Raw genomic sequence first — 19,271 nt, 5'->3', positions numbered from 1 at the left:
AGTCAGCGATTCGCCATGTTGAGATAAACCTAACAATTACGCAACAGGAGACAAATAAATCGCATGAATCAAAGCGTATCGGGACGTTATTGCATAAACTTTAAAAACTTTACCTGGTTTAGGTTTCTTTAAAAGTTTTAGTGCGCTATTACTCATCGCTTCTTGCGACACGGTGATGTGACGTAATTTTTTGAATGGACACTCGGGTGGCATTTATGACGCGAAAAATGACTTCTCTGCGCGGCCTGGCGGCAGGCTCTGCGCTCCTTTTCCTGTTTGCACCAACTCTCTATGCGGCCGAGCAGGCTGCGCCCGAAGCGCCGCCGGTGGATGCGCGCGCCTGGATCCTGATGGATTACGCCAGCGGGAAAGTGCTGGCAGAAGGCAACGCCGACGAGCAGCTTGACCCGGCCAGCCTGACAAAAATCATGACCAGCTACGTGGTCGGGCAGGCGTTAAAAGCGGGCAAGATTAAGCTCGATGATATGGTCACCATCGGGAAGGACGCCTGGGCGACCGGCAACCCGGCGCTGCGCGGTTCTTCCGTGATGTTTCTCAAGCCTGGCGATCAGGTTTCCGTTTCCGATCTGAATAAAGGGGTGATCATTCAGTCGGGTAACGATGCCTGTATTGCGCTGGCGGATTATGTGGCGGGTAGCCAGGATTCATTCATTGGGCTTATGAATGGCTACGCGCAGAAGCTGGGCTTAACCAACACCACCTTCAAAACGGTTCATGGCCTGGATGCGCCGGGCCAGTTCAGCACCGCGCGCGATATGGCGCTGCTGGGGAAGGCGCTGATCCACGACGTGCCGGATGAATACGCCATCCATAAAGAGAAAGAGTTTACCTTCAACAAGATCCGCCAGCCTAACCGCAACCGTCTGCTGTGGAGCAGCAACGTCAACGTGGACGGCATGAAGACCGGCACAACGGCAGGGGCGGGCTACAACCTGGTGGCTTCCGCGACCCAGGGCGACATGCGCCTGATCTCGGTCGTGCTGGGCACCAAAACGGACCGCATTCGCTTTAACGAATCAGAAAAGCTGCTGACCTGGGGCTTCCGCTTCTTTGAAACCGTGACGCCGATTAAGCCCGATGCCACGTTCATCAGCCAGCGCGTCTGGTTTGGTGACAAGAGCGAGGTGAATCTGGGGGCCGGCGAGGCGGGTTCAGTGACTATTCCGCGCGGCCAGCTGAAAAACCTGAAGGCCAGCTATACCCTGACCGATCCACAGCTGACCGCGCCGCTGAAAAAAGGCCAGGTCGTCGGGACGATTGATTTCCAGCTGAACGGCAAATCGATTGAACAGCGCCCGCTGATCGTGATGGAAGCGGTAGAAGAGGGCGGCTTCTTCAGCCGGATGTGGGATTTCGTGATGATGAAATTACACGGATGGTTTGGCAGCTGGTTTAGCTAAACCTTATGGGTTTTCTCCCTCTCCCTGTGGGAGAGGGCCGGGGTGAGGGCATCAGGCCGCACCCCTCTCAATACATCAACTTCACCTGCTGCGCCTTCGCATAGGCCACATACTCGTCATCCGGCCGGCAATCGCTCACGATGGCGTCAAACTGCGCCAGTTCACCCATTCTTGCCGAACGCACCTTGCCAAACTTGCTGCGATCGACAACCAGCACGTGGTACTGCGCCGCATTTAATGCCCAGTGCTTCACCGGCAGCTCTTCCAGGTTAAAGCAGGTTGCCCCCTGACGGACGCTCACGCCTGCCGCAGAGTAAAAGGCGATATCCGGGCATAGGTTGCTCAGCGTGTCCTGGAGATCCAGCGGCTTGAAAATGGCGTTGCTGGCGTGGAACTCTCCACCGCAGAGGATCACCCGGCACTCGGGCTTTTCCTGCAGCGCCAGGAAGGTGTTTAACGAGTAACAGACGGCGGTAAAGGGAATGCTGCTGTCGATGGCTTCGATGATCCACGGCGTAGTCGTTCCGCAGTCAAAAAACAGCGTCTGATGCGGCTGCACCAGCGAGGCCGCAAGCCGCGCGGCTTTGCGTTTTTCTTCAACCAGACGCGTCTTTTGATCGCTAATCAGGTAATGGCTGGCGCTGCGCGGCTCCAGCACGATATAGCCGCCCAGCAGCACCACGGGGGCGCTCTCGCTGTTCAGGTCACGACGAATGGTCATCTCGGAGACGCCGAGCAGAGTGGCAGCCTCTTTCAGATGCAGCTTATCACTGCGCTTCAGCGCCTGGAGCAGCTGAGCAATGCGGTCATCGCGACGTGTTTCCATAGTTCCTCGGGGTAAAAAAGTGAGCCCCCGCAGGGCGGGGGCTCAAGTGTAACCTGTCAGACCGGGGTTAGTCACGTATCCAACCCTTGCGGATCGGGAGGGCAAACAGCACGCGATAAACCCGAGATAAACCGCGATAGAGCGCCGGGCCGAAGAGGCTCCAGAGGATTGACGCGCTGACGCAGCCCATCAGCCCCACCAGGAAGCCGCCTACCATATCCAACGGCCAGTGGACGCCGAGATAGACGCGGGACCAGGCGATAGCGGCCGCCACCACCATGAGCACCGCGCCGGACCACAGGCGATGCCAGAAGAAGAATGCCAGGGCAAAGGTAAAAATCACCGTGCCGTGATCGCTCGGGAAGGAGTCATCCGGCGCATGGTGCAGGAAGGTATAGCCGACACGATCGACGAAGGGACGATCGTGCGGGAAAGCGTGTCCGAGGATGTAGCTGGCTAACACGCTAACCCCGAGAGCCATCGCCATTTTTATCACCAGATGGCGCTGCGCCGTCACCTGGTCACGGGGGCCCCACAGCCACAGGACAACGGCCAGCACGGGAACGATGCTGATCAGGTCTTTCGCCAGAAACGTGGCGAAATCAAGCATCCACTCGGGAGACGCCGGGGTGGCGTTGATCAGATAAAACAGCTCGTAGTTCAGTTGCTCTAACATAATGTCGTTACTCTTTAGCAAACCGGGTGGAAACAAGTCCGTAGACCACCACCTGGGAAAACCAAACCCACCACCCGGCCCACAGGTTGTGAGAGAAGAAATGTGCGCCGCGCATCACCTGGCCATACCCCATTGCCAGGCCCAGCGTCGCGCCCAGCGCCACAAAGAACCAGGCCAGGCGAGGACGCTCGCGCCAGAAGGCGAAAAACAGCCCCATCACCATGAAACCGCTGGAGGCATGGCCGCCGGGGAAACAGCGTCCGGGGCCGCTTTCCGCCGGGGGGGAACTGAACAGGGGATAAGAGACTGCCTTACCGCCGTATTCCACCAGATCCCACGGGCAGCTGTGGTGGCTCATACTTTTAAGCAGGCCCACCACCAGTGCGCCAAGCCCCATCAGCAGCGCGGCTGTTACCAGCCGTGCGTTGCGCTTGTAAGCACCATAAAACAGCGCCGCGGCACCCAGCGCGATGGCGATATACTTCGCCAGCCGGTGGTTCAGCAGATCCAACAGATGATTTTTCTGCAGCGGGAAGCTCTGTGTCGCCGCGTCGTACCAAAACCCTGTGATCCATCTATCCAGCGCTTCATCGCGAGATAGCCAGGTAAACACCACGGCAAGGGCTATCAGCACGAAAAGCTGATAACCATAAAAGCGGGGCGGCAAACGGTAAAGGCGTTTTGTCTTATTGGTCTGTAACTTAGACAATTCTGAACGGCTGGAGTTAAGTGCCATAATTTGGGTCGGTGACGTGAAATATCGCTATCATATAAGCGTCAACTTAAGGAAACCTTAAACAACAACACGATGTGCTTTATTTCTGTTTTATCTCGATAATGTGCTATCTCAGCGTGCGGCAATTCATTACACTCATCGCGATTTTTTCATCATAAAGAGATTGCATGATAAACCGTTCTTCTTCCGGTCATCGTCTGGGTCGTCAGGCGTTACTGTTTCCCCTGTGTCTGGTGCTCTACGAGTTTTCTACCTATATCGGCAACGACATGATCCAGCCCGGCATGCTGGCCGTGGTGGAACAGTACAACGCCGGTATTGAGTGGGTGCCAACCTCCATGACCGCCTATCTGGCTGGCGGCATGTTTTTGCAGTGGCTGCTCGGGCCGCTGTCGGACCGTATTGGCCGTCGTCCGGTGATGCTGACGGGCGTGGTGTGGTTTATCGTGACCTGTCTTGCCACGCTGCTGGCGCAAAATATTGAACAGTTCACGCTGCTGCGTTTCCTGCAGGGGGTCAGCCTGTGCTTTATCGGCGCCGTCGGCTATGCCGCCATCCAGGAGTCGTTTGAGGAGGCGGTGTGCATCAAAATTACCGCGCTGATGGCGAACGTGGCGCTGATTGCGCCGCTGTTAGGGCCGCTGGTGGGGGCGGCCTGGGTGCACGTCGCGCCGTGGGAGGGGATGTTTATTCTCTTCGCGGTTCTCGCCGCCATCTCCTTCTTTGGCCTGCATCGCGCGATGCCGGAAACCGCTACCCGCCTGGGTGAAAAGCTGTCGCTGAAGGAGCTGGGACGCGATTACAAAGACGTCCTGAAAAACGTTCGCTTTGTGGCGGGGGCGCTGGCAACCGGCTTTGTGAGCCTGCCGCTGCTGGCGTGGATTGCCCAGTCCCCGGTCATTATCATCAGCGGTGAAAAGCTCAGCAGCTACGAATACGGCCTGCTGCAGGTGCCGATCTTTGGCGCGCTGATTATCGGTAACCTGGTGCTGGCTCGCCTGACGGCACGGCGCACCGTACGTTCGCTGATTATCATGGGCGGCTGGCCGATTGCGGCGGGGCTGATCCTTGCTGCGGCTGCGACCGTGGCGTCATCCCACGCCTACCTGTGGATGACCGCAGGGCTGAGCATCTATGCCTTCGGTATCGGCGTGGCGAACGCCGGGCTGGTGCGCCTGACGCTGTTTGCCAGCGAGATGAGTAAAGGCACGGTGTCGGCGGCAATGGGCATGCTGCAGATGCTGATTTTTACCGTCGGCATCGAGGTGAGCAAACACGCCTACGCGTTTGGCGGCAACGGGCTGTTCAGCCTGTTTAACCTTGCCAACGGCGTGCTGTGGGTAGGATTAATGGTGGTGTTCCTGAAAGACAAACGCGTCGGAAGCGCACTGCAGCCTTAACCTGATTATTCCCTCTCCCCGTGGGAGAGGGCCAGGGTGAGGGCACCAGGCCGCACGCGATCAATGAAACGGCGCGTCCCCGTTCAATGCCTTCTCAATCACGTTTAAAACGCCTTCTTCGTTGTTATGCGGCGCTTCAAAGCGGGCAATGGCTTTAATATGCGGTCTGGCATTGGCCATCGCGAAGCTGAATCCTGACTGACGCAGCATTTCCACGTCGTTCCCGCTGTCGCCAAAGGCCACCACCTCATCGTCCTCAATCCCCCAGCGCTGCTGCAGGATCCGCAGGCCGTTAGCCTTATGCACGCCGGGGATAATCAGGTCGATACTGCCGTGCCCGGTGGTGACGGGCACCATGATATCGCCCAGCTTTTCATGCAGCATGGGCTGAATCAGTGGGATTTCGTCGTCAGAGACGTTAAGCCCGAATTTGAAGAAAATATCGCTCAGGTTGTTGAAGTCATTCACCCGTTCGAGGCGGTGATAGTATTTTGACGCAATATCAATGAACGCATCGTCATAGGCGTTAAGCGTATAGGCGCTGCCTTTCCCGCAGGCAATAATCTCAATGCCCGGCACGTCGAGTAACACCGCCGCGACGGCGTCGAAATGTGCTTTCGTCAGCTCACCGTTGAACACGTCTTCCCCGGCATCAACCACTCAGCCGCCGTTTTCGGCCACGAAGGCGATCTCATGCGCGATCTCCGGGAAGAAAGAGATCAGCTGGTAATACTGGTTGCCACTGGCGACGACGAAGCGAATGCCTTGCTCCTTCATGCGCGCATACTGCGCCAGAAAACGTTCGCGATTGTAGGTCTTAGCATCGCTAAGAAAGGTACCATCCATGTCGACTGCAATCAGTTTAACGCTCATATCCCTTCTCCAGTGTCGTGTGTTCTGCTTCCGGCTTTGCCACCGCCCGCGCCACCAGCGCTGCGATAAGCACTAATCCTAATACCACCAGCATGGCGCTGCGCAACCCGTAGTGCTCGCCCAGGAAACCGAGTAGCGGTGGCCCTACCAGGAAGGCGAGATAGCCGGTGGTTGCCACCACGCTGACGCGCGTTGGCGCATCCGGGCCGGTATCGCTGGCGGCGGAAATGGTCAGCGGGAAGCCAAGCGACGCGCCCAATCCCCACAGGATCACCGAAACGCCGGCAATCCAGTCCACGTCCACAAAGATGATCATCGCGATACCTAACCCGCCGAGCAGAGCACTGGCGCGCACAACGGCCACGCGGCTATAGCGGTCAATAAACCAGCCGCCGGTAAAGCGCCCGACGGTCATGCCCAGGGTAAACCCGGCGTAAATCAGCGAGCCGGAGGTTGGGCTAAAGCCGTGTCCGTCCACCATCAGCAGCGGCAGCCAGTCGTTGGCAGAGCCTTCGGCAAAGGCCATCGCCAGCACCACCACGCCAATCAGCATTAGCTGCATATCGCGGTAGAACGGCAGCCCTTTTTCAGCCGATTTGTGTTCGTTAGCGGAGTTTTTACCCGTGCCGTCAGGGATCAATCGGATACCGGTCAGGATCGGGATAATACACACCAGCGCTGCCAGCAAAATATGCAGGTTGGCCGCAATGCCCAGCGCCGTTAGCGCCATCCCTACGCCAGCCCCCGCCAGCGTGCCGAGGCTGTAAAAACCGTGCATCATCGGCAGCACGGTTTTGTTCATCTCCTGCTCGACGGCGGCCCCTTCGACGTTAATTGCTACTTCCGCCGAGCCGAAGCTGCCGCCAAATACCGTCAGCCCCAGCGCAAACAGGATAGGCGAGGCAAACCAGAGCGCGACGCTCAGCACCACCATTCCGAACACCGCGCAGCACATGGTGGTGCGGATCACCGCCCGCGTGCCGAAGCGCTTGACCAGCCACGCGGAGCAGAGAATGCCGCTCATCGAGCCTATCGAGAGGCCGAAGAGCACTATGCCCATTTCTGCCGTGGAGACGGACAAAATATCGCGGATCGCAGGCGTACGCGTCGCCCAGGAGGCCATTAACAGCCCTGGAATAAAGAAGAACATAAACAGCGCCCACATGCGGAGCTGCAGGGCTTTGCGGGGAGAGGTCTGCGTCATTGGGATAGCACCAGAAGTACAACAATAGCGACAACACTAGCAAGTTTGTGTACATTTGTACATAAACCGGATGAGGAATTTATGAGCAGACCACCGAACGATCCGCACCGCCGGGAAAAAATTCTGCAGGCGACCCTGGACACCATTGCCGAGCACGGCATCCATGCCGTCACGCACCGTAAAATTGCCAGCTGCGCGGGCGTACCGCTGGGGTCGATGACCTACTATTTCGACGGCATGGAGCCGCTGCTGGAGGAGGCCTTCACGTGGTTCACCCGGCAGATGTCGCAGCAGTACCGGGATTTCTTCGCTGGCGTCACCGGCCCTGAGATGGCGTGCGAGGCTATCACCTCCTTAATCCACAGCTCGCAGGTGACGACGCCGCACAACATGGCGCTGATGTATCAGCTCTACGCCTTCATGCACCGCAGCGCGGCGCTGAAAACGGTGATGCAGGACTGGATGAAGATGAGCCAGGATACGTTGGAGCAGTGGTTCGACCCGGTCACCGCCCGCGCGCTGGACGCGTTTATTGAAGGAATGACGCTGCACTATGTGACCGACCGCGCGCCGTTAACTCGCGAAGAGATCCGGGCGATGGTCGGGCGGATAGCGTGCGAGGGCGGCCGTTAGGTATCCCTTGCCCCGGGTATATCTACTTGTGGACGATCTGTTTCCCGCTGGCGTCCACGATGGCTTCGCCATCCTCTTTTGTAAACGCCCCTTTCTGCGCGTCCGGCAGGATGTCGAGGACGACTTCTGAAGGGCGACACAGGCGAGTGCCCAGGGGCGTCACCACAATCGGGCGGTTGATCAAAATCGGATGTTGCAGCATAAAATCGATAAGCTGGTCGTCGGTGAAGTTATCTTCGGCAAGGCCGAGCTGCTCATAGGGCTCCACGTTTTTACGCAGCAGATCCCGCACCTGAATTCCCATCTCGGCAATCAGGGTGGCTAGCTTATCGCGCGACGGTGGGGTTTCCAGATAGAGGATAATCTCTGGCTCCGTGCCGCTGTTGCGGATCATCTCCAGCGTGTTGCGCGAGGTGCCGCAGGCGGGGTTGTGGTAGATAGTGATGTGGCTCATATCAGTGGCTCATTACAGGGTGAAGGAGAGACGTAGCGCCAGCGCGGCGAGCGTCACAAACAGGACCGGCAGCGTCATAATGATGCCTGTCCGGAAATAGTAGCCCCAGGCGATCGTCATGTTTTTCTGCGCCAGCACGTGGAGCCAGAGCAGGGTGGCAAGGCTGCCGATAGGCGTGATTTTCGGCCCCAGATCGCAGCCAATCACGTTAGCGTAAATCATCGCTTCCTTGATCAATCCCGTCGCCGTACTGCCCTCAATGGAGAGCGCGCCAATCAGCACCGTGGGCATATTATTCATTATGGATGACAGGAACGCGGTGATGAACCCGGTACCCAGCGTGGTAGCCCACAGCCCGTGTCCGGCCAGACTATCCAGTACGCCTGAGAGATATTCCGTCAGCCCGGCATTGCGCAGGCCATACACCACCAGGTACATCCCCAGCGAGAAGATAACGATTTGCCACGGTGCGCCGCGCAGCACTTTTCCGGTGTTTATCGCATGTCCGCGCTTTGCGACAGCGAATAAAATCAGCGCGCCGACGGTCGCAATGGCGCTGACCGGAATACCGAGAGGTTCAAGTACGAAGAAACCGACAAGCAGAAGCAGCAGGACGATCCAGCCCGTTCTGAACGTTGGGAGATCGTGAATGGCCCGCGCGGGCTCGCGGAGTTTTGCCAGGTCATATTCCGGGGGAATTTCCTTGCGGAAGAAGAGATGCAGCATCACCAGCGTTGCGGCGATCGCGGCGATATCCACCGGGATCATCACCGAGGCGTATTCGCTGAACCCCAGCTTGAAGAAGTCTGCCGACACGATGTTGACCAGGTTGGACACAATCAGCGGCAGGCTGGCGGTATCGGCGATAAAACCTGCTGCCATCACGAAGGCCAGCGTGGCCTGCTTGCTGAACCCCAGCGCCAGCAGCATGGCGATGACGATAGGGGTCAGGATCAGCGCCGCACCGTCATTGGCAAACAGCGCCGCCACGGCTGCGCCCAGCAGCACGATATACGTAAACAGCATTCGCCCGCGACCCTTTCCCCAGCGGGCAACGTGCAGCGCCGCCCACTCGAAAAAGCCGGACTCATCCAGCAGCAGGCTGATGATGATGACGGCGATGAAGGTTGCCGTGGCGTTCCAGACGATATTCCACACGACCGGTATATCGTTAATGTGAATCACGCCGCTGGCCAGTGCCAGCACGGCGCCGATGGTGGCGCTCCAGCCGATACTGAGCCCTTTGGGCTGCCAGATGACCAGTACCAGCGTAAACAGAAAAATAGCCCCTGCCAGAAACATTTTTTACTCCGTTACATCTGTTTTTGTGAATGTGTTTTGCTTAGCACGAACCCGGAAGTTTGTTTTTCAGCTTCATGCGCGTCTCTTCCCGCAGGCAGTTCCAGCTGGAGTCGATAACGGTTGCCGCCCACGCAGGCATGGTGGGAGAGAGGCGGTAATAGACCCATTTCCCCTCGCGACGGTCAATAACCAGCCCGGACTCGCGCAGCAGCGCCATGTGGCGGGAGACCTTCGGCTGCGACTCTGTGGTCGCGGCGCAGAGATCGCAGACGCACAATTCTCCCGCTTCACGGAGCAGCATGACGATGGCGAGCCGCGTTTCGTCGGCGAGGGTTTTGAAGAGCTGGAGCGGGTGTAGCATGGGAGTACCTGCAGGTGTGATTATTTATATGCGTTTAATCATATATGTTTTGATTGCAGGATAGAAGCGGAGATGAGAGGTAAGGGAATTTCAGGCAACAAAAAAACCATTTATGTAAACGGGTTAGTGAAAACAACGACTTGCAAGATTATCAATGAGTTAGGTTGGTGGTAAGCAGTGGCGATTACGGGGCAATGCCAACCGCTGCCGCCACTTTGTCGCCACTTGGCAATGTAGCTATTGGATTAAAGCGCAGGGCCGTTTCAAGGTGATCAGGTGCCAGGTGAGCATAGCGCATGGTCATTTTTATGTCATGATGGCCGAGGATTTTCTGCAGGGCAAGGATGTTGCCGCCAGACATCATGAAGTGCGCTGCGAACGTATGGCGCAGAACGTGGGTGAGCTGGCCGCGCGGAAGCACGATGGAGGTTTTGTCCATCACTGACAAGAACTGGAAGTAGCAATCTGTAAAAAACTTGAAGCCGTCCAGGGCAATGATTTCCTCGTAAAGCTCTTTGCTAATCGGAATGCTTCGGTTCTTTTTGCCTTTGGTCCTGACGAACGTGATCCGATACTTTGTGACCTGGGAGCGGGTGAGGTTCACCGCTTCGCGCCAGCGCGCTCCGGTGCTCAGGCAGATTTTAACTACCAGAGCAAGCAGGGCGCTTTGGCGTTGGCAGTCATAAAGAAGCTCGGTAATCTGTTCATGTGTCAGCCAGGCCATTTCTTTTTCGGCAATGGTGAATTTGCGCATATTCTCTAGTGGATTCGGTGCAGTCCATTCTCCGAGTCGGGCCAGCTCGCTAAAAACGCCACTCAGATAGCTTTGTTCGAGGTTGATTGTTACCGGGCTGGCACCTTTCTTCCACTTCTCACTGAAATAGATTTCACCCGTTAGCCGTTTGTCACGGTAATGCGCGAACAATTTCGAGCTGAGATCAGTAGCAAGAGGGTTTCCGAGTGCATCGACCATCAGGACCAGCTTGTCGTAAACATGCTCGCCAGCAGTCAGGGATTTGCCGTGCAGTTTGTACCAGAGTTCAACCACGTCTTTCAGAGTCCGACGATCTACCGATTCACCCAGCCAGGGCTTAGCCTCAGTCTCATCCATCGTGTGACGCTCAAAGGCTAATGCTTCGCCTTTGGTGGCGAACTGTTTACGCACACGACGCCCACTGCGTCCGGCAGGGTAGCATTCGCAAATCCATTTTCCAGTGTCGAGTTTTCGTACTGCCATAAAAAAAGCCCTCATGTCTGAGGGCTAAATTTAACTGTATGTTTGGACAGTGGTCAATGTTTGTTATTAAATAAACAAACAAGCCAGTCAATCATGCTCTGGCTCATCAATTGTAATTTCGATTGTATTGATTTTATCACTTATTATTTTTTTTATTTCTATGCATTTTTTAATAAGATCGTGAAGTTCAAAATTGTCAATTTTATGAATATTGTCTTTGTCTGCCATTATCCTGATAAGATCCATGACATCACTTGCATTATATTTTTCATCAGGTAGTACGTTTTCAAAAACTTGTTTGATAACGAGTGAGACTGCTGTTCCTTTCTCAATGTGATTATTAATAACAATGCGATACAATTTTTCAATTTCTAAATAGAGTTTATAAACTGACTCGGCAAAGTTCTGAATATCGCTTTTATCCTGTTTGAAAAAATTATCTTCAAATTGATCTGCTAATTCATCTTTGTCCTTGTCTTTAATATTTATAAGTTCTGTTTTATCAATTGCTTTTTTTAAAATAGGTAGGAGTTCACTTATAAGCTTTGACGTTTCATCGTAATCTGATTTGGAAAAGTCTCTGTTATGAGCTATTTTGCATCTAAGTTCATATAGCCTTTCCCAACTTTCAATTATAGTTTTTTGTGGCGCTTCAATATGTGGGGAGAAATATTTATCCCAGTTTGATTGAGGGACTATTTTTTTTAATTCTGCAAAGGTTTTAGCGTCCAAATCTGAGAATTCTAATGGTGATAATTTTCTTATTAATTCACTGATTTCGAGTTCTCTATAGGCTTTGAATAAGAAGTTTGTTAACTGTATGAAATCGACTTGATACATCATGTTATGATCTTCAAATGATTTTTGATTAGATCTCAAACTTGTAAATTCTTCTGGAATCGAAGTTTTGGTCCACGAAATTCCTACATTAAGAATCATGAATTTTGTGATCAGTTTGCGCATTAAATTTTCAATTTCGTGAACAAGAGGGTATGCTTTAATACAATAATACTTACTAATATCATCCCAAATGAGTTGAATTTGTCCAATTTTGCATTCACTGGTGACTTTACGGAAAATACGTATCACTTTTGAAAATACTACAAGTTTATCCTCGTCTATCTTATCTAAAGAAAGTTTTATTAGTAACGAATCTTTTTTTAGATCATGTTCAGATATCTCAAAGTCGAAAATTACTTGGTTAAAGGTAATCTGGTTGTTTGTTAATTTTATTTCTTCGATTGATTCTAGGATTTTGATAAATGACTTTGGAGATTTTCCTATTGATGAGCTTTTGTTAATGATAAAAAGCATTTCAACGTTACATTTATTCATGATGTTCGTTTTTCTCATGATTACACCATTTTCATTTGAAGGTTTTAACAACTAATCCAATAAGAGTAATATCATTAATATTACAATCGAAAACAAAATCATCGCTTTCAACTCTCAAATTGTTACCTGGTATTCTTCTAATCTTTCGGATACTAACTTGACCATCTATATCAAGCAACCATTGGCCATCCAAAATGTTTTTAACTTTCTTCTCCAGAATATATCCAATATCACCCTCAAAAACATAAATAAGACTATCAAAACTAAATGAAAGAAGTGATGTATCAAATGTTACACTGCCAACTTCTTGAAAAATTCCATTTTCTAATTTGTATTTATTTAAAGTAAGAGTTTTAGATGAAGCCGTATTTTTTCCTACACCAAAAGATAGCCATTCAAGGGAACTGCCGGTTTCGATAGCGCATTGAATTACCCAGTCTGCAGGGAATATGTCACGCATGTATCGCGTAGCCATTGTGCTCTTAGACACACCAAGATGGTCGCAGAGAGCTTGACGAGTCGTGAATCCGTACGCCTCAACCAGACGCTCAATCACTTTCTTACCACCGCTATTGAAATCCAAAAGACCTCCAAAACAATCCAAATTCCATTGACAGATTCCAAAAGCGATCTTAAAGTTGAACTCGAAGTGTTCTTTTGGAGCCTTCACAACTAATCACGATAAACAACGGCTCGCCACAAGCCGAACTTAAGAAGGAATGTTGCACCATGACCCCAAACATTTCAATCACTCTGAATACACCGCACGTCACAATTGAGCGCTATAGCGAACTTACAGGCCTTCCAGTCGATACGATCAATGACATGTTGGCTGATGGTCGCCTTCCGCGCCATCGTCTCCGCAAAGATAAAAAGCGCGAAAAGGTAATGATTAACATGGCTGCTTTGACAGTAGATGCACTGTCGGCCTAAGAAACGTTTGCTTATCGCAGTCAGTTTTGAGGTTCGATTTTGCGATAAGTTCGGAGATGAAAACTATGTTTGATTATAAAGTTTCCAAACAAAGACATTTTGATGAAGCCTGCCGGGCCTTCGCTCTACGTCACAACATGGCAAAGCTGGCAGAACATGCAGGTATGAATGTTCAAACCCTGCGAAATAAGCTCAACCCGGAGCAACCGCACCAGCTCACAGCGCCAGATATCTGGCTGCTGACCGATCTCACCGAAGACTCAACACTGGTTGATGGTTTTTTGGCGCAGATCCATTGCCTGCCGTGTGTGCCAACCAATGAAGTCGCACGAGAGAAAATGTCTCAGTACGTCCTGAAAGCCACCGCCGAGATCGGCCGTGTCGCTGCCAGCGCTGTTTCTGGTGTTCAACTGAATGCGACCACCCGCCGTCAGGTAGTCGAAAGCGTCAACTCAGTTACTCGTTTGATGGCTTTAACCGCTATTTCGCTGCAGGCGCGTTTACAGGCCAATCCTGCAATGGCCAGTGTCGTCGATACCGTGACAGGTCTTGGCTCTTCTTTTGGACTGAGCTGAGGTGTTTATGTTGAATAACGAACCTTCATTCGCATCACTGCTGGTTAGGCAAAGCCCGGCAATACATTACGGTCATGGCTGGATTTACTTACCTGACGGGAAAAAGTGGCATCCGTGTATTGAATTGTCTCCCCGGCAGCAGGCTGTCCGGGGAACAGGCAAAAAGAGTTTGCTGCAACGTCTAAGTATTAACGTGGCAGGCAACCTGCAAACCAGGCGAAAAGCTTTTCCTGGACGCTGAGCTTAGTGTCATCAGGCCGACCACATGCAATAGCAGCTCTTTTGTAGGCTGGATTTAACAAAGAACCGAAAGGTGCGGAATCAGAGTGATGCAGCGTTTTCAACTTTTGTGCAATCAGTTCCGGGGTCAGTTCATTCCCTGCATAAAGCTATTCCCCGTACTGGCGGCTTTGTACGTTAGCACGTTCGGAAATAATAGCTGGTTGCCACACAAGTTGAATTGTCGCGATAACGACTACAGGCAAAGCGAACAACCATTCCAGACCAGTGTCCGCAAACACAGCTGTACCACTAATAAGCTGAATGGCTGTCATCAATTTGTCAGCTCTACCGTGAAGCGTTGCCGTCATAACCTCAAGGTAATAACTGTAATGCAGTTGGAAGTATTCGGAGCTTTGTTTAGTCATGCCGGAATCCTATTTTTTATCCTGTCCCGGCGCTGGTTGAGGTGCAGGGGCAGGGCGAGGCAATACGTGGAAATTGTCAGAGTCTGACATCAGGTTTCTCCTTCGATGGGTAGATGATTGTTGGCGCAAATAGTCTACCACTAAGGCACGTGCCGGGCGTGCATAAAAATCCCCGGCATCACTTTAAACATTCTTTGGTTCAGTGGGTTATGTGGATGTTTAACCATCTAAGTTCAGGTCGCTAGTGAGGTTAATTAATGGCTATAGAAGGTAACACGGCGACAGTTCCGCTTAGTCCCGGTCAGCGCCTGAATGGGCTGAACCACATAGCGGAGCTGAGAGCAAAAGTGTTTGGTCTGAATATTGAGCACGAGCTGGAACGTTTTATTAATGAGATGCGCGATCCCCGCGACATTAATCATAAACAGAATGAGAGGGCACTGGCCGCCATATTCTTCATGGCAAAAATTCCGGCAGAACGTCACAGCGTCAATATTAATGAGCTGACTACTGACGAAATGCGGGAGTTGATTAAAGCAATGAATCATTTTCGTGCAGTAGTGAGCTTATTTCCCAAACGGCTAACCATGCCGAACTAACCCAAAACAGAAATTAATGGCGTAAACCCGCCGGGCATTCTTTTGCCCAAATTCAGGAGAAATGATTATGCGAAATAGCGAAACACGCACTACTAAAACCGGACCGGATGATGCCGGTTTGTTCCAGTTGTTTAACGAGACTCGTCTGGATGAGCGTAAAAGCTGCGCCTTTGCCGTTTCCATCCGCATGGAGGCACTGGCGATCCACATCCTGAAAGAGGGGATGAACGGAGTGGAGGCTGCAGAATTACTGCGCCGTGAAGTTGCCTGTTATGAAGCTGAATCACGCGGGGACTGGCACTGATGGCTGATTCTATGGATCTCGTACAGCAGCGCGTCGAAGAAAACCTGCAGCGCCATATCCACAATGCCCGGGCACGAAATCCGGGTATCGCTCGCGTGCTTTGCATCGACTGTGAAGCACCAATCCCAGCGGCGCGCAGACAAGCTATTCCGGGCGTACAGTGCTGCGTGACTTGCCAGGAAATTGCTGAGCTGAAAGGTAAACATTACAGCGGTCGTGCTGTATGAACATCATCGATCCGCGTTGCTTCGGTATCAGCACTATTAACAGCATCAGTATCTCAGGGGGCAAGGATAGCCTTGCTCAGTGGTTACGGGCCATTGAAAACGATGTTCCTCATATCTCTGTCTTTGCTGATACGGGCCATGAGCATCCTCAGACGATGGACTACCTGGAATATCTGGAATCGCGGCTGGGTAAGGTTATTCGTGTGAAAGCGGATTTCACTCGCCAGATTGAAGGCAAGCGTAAATTCATTGCTGAAAAATGGCCTTTTTCTTTGGTTGAGGAATGCGGCATGTCTCCTGATGAGGCCGCAGAACGTATCCATCGCGCACTAGAAATTCTTAAACCAACTGGTAATCCGTTTCTTGACTTGTGCATGTGGAAAGGGCGATTCCCGTCCACAAAGGCTCGTTTTTGCACATTTGATTTGAAGCATGAGCCTGTCCGTACTCAGGTGATTGTTCCTGCATTAGATGAATATGACGAGGTTATCAGCTGGCAGGGAGTGAGGGCGCAGGAATCGCCAGCGCGTGCATTGCTTCCGGACTGGGAGGAAGATGCGGATAACACTCCTGGCCTTCATGTTTATCGCCCGATCCTTAACTGGCTGCACGAAGATGTGTTCGCTATAGCCAAACGTCATGGCATCAAACCTAACCCACTTTATCAACAGGGCTGCAGTCGTGTTGGATGCATGCCCTGCATTCATGCCCGTAAATCTGAATTGGCGGAAATCTTCCAGCGCTGGCCAGAAGAAATTCGCCGTGTCGCAGAATGGGAAAGGATGGTTGCTGAATGCTCACGTCGTGGTAATTCAACGTTCTTCCCATCGACTCACGATCCGCGACGGGCCGAGAAGCGTATTGAAGTCATCACCGTAGATGGCTATGGCATTGAGACTTATCGCGACTGGGCGTTAACCACACGAGGTGGTGCGCAATTTGATCTGCTTGCAGGCACAAATGACAGCGCGGTATGTAGCAGTGTCTATGCGGGAGTTTGTGAGTGACGGATATCAGTTCAGGCCGTCTTATCGCACCTCATGTATCTGAAGTCCCTGGTAGCGGAGGTAATGCTGCCGGGGCATATCCATGGACCTCGCCTAAAAAGGCGGTTAACCCCTATCTGGACCCGGCGGCAGTAGCGCCGGTTTCCGCACTTTCAAACCTGATCACTCTGTACGCTGCTGATAATGAGCAGGGGCAGCTACGCCGTGAGGCATTGAGTGATGAGGTCTGGGAGCGTTATTTCTTCAATGAGTCCCGCGATCCTGTCCAGCGAGAAATGGAGCAGGATAACCTCATCAGCTACGCAAAAATGGCCCGCGAGCAGCAGCGTGTTAATCCCGATTTGGTCATTCTGGCCAACGTCAGCGCCGAACCTGCCCACATCAGCAAACCACTTCTCGAAAGGATTAAGTTCTTCCAGGGGTTAGGAAGGGCAAAGGCATATTCCCGCTATCTGCGCGAGACCATCAGGCCGTGTCTTGAGCGGCTGCATCGCGTGCGTGAAAGTCAGGTGTCTGCCTCGTTCCGGTTTATGGCGAGCCACGAAGGGCTGGAGGGGCTACTGGTTCTCCCTGAAATGAATCAGGAACAGGTCAAGCGACTGTCTACGCTGGTTTCGGCACATATGAGTATGTGTCTCGATGCGGCCTGCAGCGATCTGTTTGTGACTGATGACGTCAAACCGGAACAAATCCGCCAGTCATGGGAAAAGGTGGCGGCTGAGGCTATGCGGCTTGATGTGATCCCGCCTGCTTTCGAACAGCTACGCCGCAAGAAACGCCGTCGCAAGCCTGTGCCTTATGACCTTATTCCGGGTTCACTGGCTCGTATGCTGTGTGCAGATTGGTGGTATCGCAAGCTGTGGCAGATGCGCTGCGAGTGGCGGGAGGAACAGCTGCGCGCCGTTTGCCTGGTCAACAAGAAAGCCTCCCCGTATGTCAGCTATGAAGCTGTGATCCATAAGCGCGAACAGCGCCGCAGGTCACTGGAGTTTTTCAAATCGCATGAGCTGGTTAACGCTGACGGCGATACGCTGGATATGGAAGACGTGGTAAATGCCAGTAATAGCAATCCGGCGCACCGTCGCAACGAAATGATGGCCTGTGTTAAAGGGCTGGAGCTGATCTCAGAAATGCGTGGCGACTGCGCCGTGTTCTATACCATCACTTGCCCGTCACGCTTTCACGCAACTCTCAACAATGGCAGACCGAATCCGAAGTGGACCAGCGAAACGGTCCGGCAGAGCAGTGACTACCTGGTTGATACCTTCGCCGCATTCCGCAAAGCCATGCACAAAACCGGGCTGCGCTGGTACGGCGTGCGCGTTGCCGAGCCGCATCACGACGGCACCGTGCACTGGCATCTGCTGTGCTTCATGCGAAAAAAAGACCGCCGCTCCATAACCGCGCTGCTGCGTAAATTCGCCATCCGTGAAGACCGCGAGGAGTTGGGGAACAATACCGGGCCGCGCTTTAAGTCTGAGTTGATCAACCCGCGCAAAGGCACACCAACCAGCTACATCGCCAAATACATCAGCAAGAACATCGACGGGCGTGGCCTGGCGAAAGAGATCAGCAAAGAAACCGGCAAATCGCTGCGAGACAGCGCCGAGCACGTCACCGCCTGGGCATCACTTCATCGCGTCCAGCAGTTCCGCTTCTTTGGTATTCCGGGCCGCCAGGCTTACCGTGAGCTGCGCCTGCTGGCCGGGCAGGCCGCGAGAGCGCAGAGCGACAAAAAAGCATGTGCACCGGTGCTGGAAAATGCGCGACTGGATGCCGTGCTGGCGGCTGCAGATGCTGGGTGCTTTGCCACCTACATTATGAAGCAGGGCGGCGTGCTGATTCCCCGTAAACATCATCTTGTCAGAACGGCATACGAGCTTAACGACGAGCCAAGCGCCTACGGCGATCACGGTATCCGTATCTATGGCGTCTGGTCCCCGATTATTGAGGGCCGGATCTGCACGCACGCGATGAAGTGGAAAATGGTTCGTAAGGCCGTTGATGTTCAGGAGGCGACAGCCGACCAGGGCGCTCGCGCCCCTTGGACTCGTGGCAATAACTGTCCCCCTGTTGAAAAAACGTACCAGACAGGGGGCGAACCTCCGAGCGGTGAAGAACCTGCAGCGCTGCCGAACTTGGAAAACATGAGCAAAAAGGAACTGCGCGAGCTGACGGCAAGGCTGCGGCTGGTTAAACCGAAGCGTCGAAAAGGCTACAAACAGGAAATTACGGAACACCAAAGGCTACAGCTCGATGCTGAGTTGCTGTCCAGAGGCTTTGACGCCAGTGAAACGGAAGTGGATCTGCTTCTGCGTGGCGGCAGCCTGCCATCTGGAGCCGGGCTGCGCCTGTACTACCGGAACCAGCGCCTACAGGAGGATGACAAATGGCGTCAGTGGTACTGACAGCTCAGATAAATGGCATATCTATTAATCAAGGAGTTAGCTGAGTAAAAAACCATTTCAGCTTTAAAATCATATGATGTACTGTATATATAAACAGTAATATTGGGAGGGAG

General features: G+C 52.9%; 21 protein-coding genes and 2 pseudogenes. 11 read left to right on the top strand and 12 right to left on the bottom strand.

Going from position 1 to position 19,271, the window contains the following annotated elements; genetic code table 11:
* Positions 1-215: 215 nt before the first annotated feature.
* Positions 216-1,421: a serine-type D-Ala-D-Ala carboxypeptidase gene (dacC, locus tag E0L20_RS04590; RefSeq protein WP_131632927.1), complete on the top strand. Its 1,206-nt coding sequence runs from the start codon at positions 216-218 to the stop codon at positions 1,419-1,421.
* Between the two features lie 67 nt (positions 1,422-1,488).
* On the opposite strand, the gene deoR is transcribed toward dacC, so the two are convergent.
* The 3 genes from deoR to E0L20_RS04575 all read right to left on the bottom strand — a co-directional run bounded on the left by deoR (position 1,489) and on the right by E0L20_RS04575 (position 3,659).
* Positions 1,489-2,247, bottom strand: a complete 759-nt coding sequence (deoR, locus tag E0L20_RS04585) for a DNA-binding transcriptional repressor DeoR (RefSeq protein WP_131632926.1) — start codon at positions 2,245-2,247, stop codon at positions 1,489-1,491.
* A 67-nt stretch (positions 2,248-2,314) separates the two neighbouring features.
* The gene (gene ybjG / locus E0L20_RS04580) at positions 2,315-2,923 is read right to left on the bottom strand and encodes an undecaprenyl-diphosphate phosphatase (protein ID WP_131632925.1); all 609 of its coding nucleotides are present in this window, start codon (positions 2,921-2,923) and stop codon (positions 2,315-2,317) included.
* 7 nt (positions 2,924-2,930) lie between these two features.
* The gene (locus tag E0L20_RS04575; protein ID WP_131632924.1) at positions 2,931-3,659 is read right to left on the bottom strand and encodes a phosphatase PAP2 family protein; all 729 of its coding nucleotides are present in this window, start codon (positions 3,657-3,659) and stop codon (positions 2,931-2,933) included.
* Between the two features lie 167 nt (positions 3,660-3,826).
* Between E0L20_RS04575 and E0L20_RS04570 the strand changes: the two genes are divergently transcribed.
* Complete coding sequence (locus E0L20_RS04570) at positions 3,827-5,059, top strand: MFS transporter (RefSeq protein ID WP_131632923.1); 1,233 nt, start codon at positions 3,827-3,829, stop codon at positions 5,057-5,059.
* A 60-nt stretch (positions 5,060-5,119) separates the two neighbouring features.
* On the opposite strand, the pseudogene E0L20_RS04565 reads toward E0L20_RS04570, so the two are convergent.
* Positions 5,120-5,932 (bottom strand): annotated as a pseudogene (locus E0L20_RS04565) (Cof-type HAD-IIB family hydrolase).
* Positions 5,922-7,136 carry an MFS transporter gene (locus E0L20_RS04560; protein ID WP_131632922.1) on the bottom strand — a complete coding sequence of 405 codons (1,215 nt, stop codon included), beginning with the start codon at positions 7,134-7,136 and terminating at the stop codon, positions 5,922-5,924. Before E0L20_RS04560 ends, E0L20_RS04565 begins: the two are co-directional and overlap by 11 nt.
* An 81-nt stretch (positions 7,137-7,217) precedes the next feature.
* On the opposite strand from E0L20_RS04560, the gene E0L20_RS04555 reads away from it, so the two are divergent.
* Positions 7,218-7,769: a TetR/AcrR family transcriptional regulator gene (locus E0L20_RS04555; protein ID WP_131632921.1), complete on the top strand. Its 552-nt coding sequence runs from the start codon at positions 7,218-7,220 to the stop codon at positions 7,767-7,769.
* Between the two features lie 22 nt (positions 7,770-7,791).
* On the opposite strand, the gene arsC is transcribed toward E0L20_RS04555, so the two are convergent.
* The 6 genes from arsC to E0L20_RS04525 form a co-directional block, all read right to left on the bottom strand.
* On the bottom strand, positions 7,792-8,223 hold the full coding sequence (arsC, locus tag E0L20_RS04550; protein WP_131632920.1) for a glutaredoxin-dependent arsenate reductase: 432 nt from the start codon (positions 8,221-8,223) through the stop codon (positions 7,792-7,794).
* 12 nt (positions 8,224-8,235) lie between these two features.
* Entirely contained in the window at positions 8,236-9,525 is a 1,290-nt protein-coding gene (locus E0L20_RS04545) for an arsenic transporter (protein WP_131632919.1), read from the bottom strand.
* A 40-nt stretch (positions 9,526-9,565) separates the two neighbouring features.
* Complete coding sequence (locus E0L20_RS04540) at positions 9,566-9,886, bottom strand: metalloregulator ArsR/SmtB family transcription factor (protein WP_131632918.1); 321 nt, start codon at positions 9,884-9,886, stop codon at positions 9,566-9,568.
* A gap of 184 nt (positions 9,887-10,070) precedes the next feature.
* Complete coding sequence (locus tag E0L20_RS04535; RefSeq protein ID WP_131632917.1) at positions 10,071-11,123, bottom strand: phage integrase; 1,053 nt, start codon at positions 11,121-11,123, stop codon at positions 10,071-10,073.
* Positions 11,124-11,210: 87 nt separating this feature from the next.
* On the bottom strand, positions 11,211-12,476 hold the full coding sequence (locus tag E0L20_RS04530) for a HEPN domain-containing protein (RefSeq protein ID WP_131632916.1): 1,266 nt from the start codon (positions 12,474-12,476) through the stop codon (positions 11,211-11,213).
* A 13-nt stretch (positions 12,477-12,489) separates the two neighbouring features.
* Positions 12,490-13,128 (bottom strand): phage repressor protein CI, encoded by a 639-nt coding sequence (locus tag E0L20_RS04525; RefSeq protein WP_131632915.1) that lies wholly within the window; start codon positions 13,126-13,128, stop codon positions 12,490-12,492.
* A gap of 59 nt (positions 13,129-13,187) precedes the next feature.
* On the opposite strand from E0L20_RS04525, the gene E0L20_RS04520 reads away from it, so the two are divergent.
* The 3 genes from E0L20_RS04520 (at position 13,188) to E0L20_RS04510 (ending at position 14,207) form a co-directional block, all read left to right on the top strand.
* Positions 13,188-13,391 carry a hypothetical protein gene (locus tag E0L20_RS04520; protein WP_045355697.1) on the top strand — a complete coding sequence of 68 codons (204 nt, stop codon included), beginning with the start codon at positions 13,188-13,190 and terminating at the stop codon, positions 13,389-13,391.
* 65 nt (positions 13,392-13,456) lie between these two features.
* The gene (locus E0L20_RS04515) at positions 13,457-13,966 is read left to right on the top strand and encodes a phage regulatory CII family protein (protein ID WP_131632914.1); all 510 of its coding nucleotides are present in this window, start codon (positions 13,457-13,459) and stop codon (positions 13,964-13,966) included.
* A gap of 7 nt (positions 13,967-13,973) precedes the next feature.
* Positions 13,974-14,207, top strand: a complete 234-nt coding sequence (locus E0L20_RS04510; protein ID WP_131632913.1) for a phage filamentation protein Fil family protein — start codon at positions 13,974-13,976, stop codon at positions 14,205-14,207.
* On the opposite strand, the pseudogene E0L20_RS04505 reads toward E0L20_RS04510, so the two are convergent.
* Positions 14,155-14,613, bottom strand: a pseudogene (locus E0L20_RS04505) (hypothetical protein). The gene E0L20_RS04510 and the pseudogene E0L20_RS04505 overlap by 53 nt on opposite strands.
* Before the next feature lie 257 nt (positions 14,614-14,870).
* Between E0L20_RS04505 and E0L20_RS04500 the strand changes: the two are divergent.
* The 5 genes from E0L20_RS04500 to E0L20_RS04480 all read left to right on the top strand — a co-directional run bounded on the left by E0L20_RS04500 (position 14,871) and on the right by E0L20_RS04480 (position 19,158).
* Complete coding sequence (locus tag E0L20_RS04500) at positions 14,871-15,212, top strand: DUF5347 domain-containing protein (protein ID WP_131632912.1); 342 nt, start codon at positions 14,871-14,873, stop codon at positions 15,210-15,212.
* Between the two features lie 67 nt (positions 15,213-15,279).
* A complete protein-coding gene (locus E0L20_RS04495) occupies positions 15,280-15,516 on the top strand; it encodes a DUF2732 family protein (protein ID WP_131632911.1) in 237 nt (78 codons plus the stop codon).
* Positions 15,516-15,743, top strand: coding sequence for a TraR/DksA family transcriptional regulator (locus E0L20_RS04490; RefSeq protein WP_060572614.1), 228 nt, complete (start codon positions 15,516-15,518; stop codon positions 15,741-15,743). Before E0L20_RS04495 ends, E0L20_RS04490 begins: the two co-directional genes overlap by 1 nt.
* Positions 15,740-16,750 carry a phosphoadenosine phosphosulfate reductase domain-containing protein gene (locus E0L20_RS04485; protein WP_131632910.1) on the top strand — a complete coding sequence of 337 codons (1,011 nt, stop codon included), beginning with the start codon at positions 15,740-15,742 and terminating at the stop codon, positions 16,748-16,750. Before E0L20_RS04490 ends, E0L20_RS04485 begins: the two co-directional genes overlap by 4 nt.
* A gap of 23 nt (positions 16,751-16,773) precedes the next feature.
* On the top strand, positions 16,774-19,158 hold the full coding sequence (locus E0L20_RS04480; protein WP_207389438.1) for a replication endonuclease: 2,385 nt from the start codon (positions 16,774-16,776) through the stop codon (positions 19,156-19,158).
* Positions 19,159-19,271 lie beyond the last annotated feature (113 nt).

The sequence above is a fragment of the Enterobacter wuhouensis genome, assembly GCF_004331265.1.
GTDB lineage: Bacteria > Pseudomonadota > Gammaproteobacteria > Enterobacterales > Enterobacteriaceae > Enterobacter > Enterobacter wuhouensis.
This window is presented reverse-complemented; position numbering and strand designations above follow the sequence as displayed.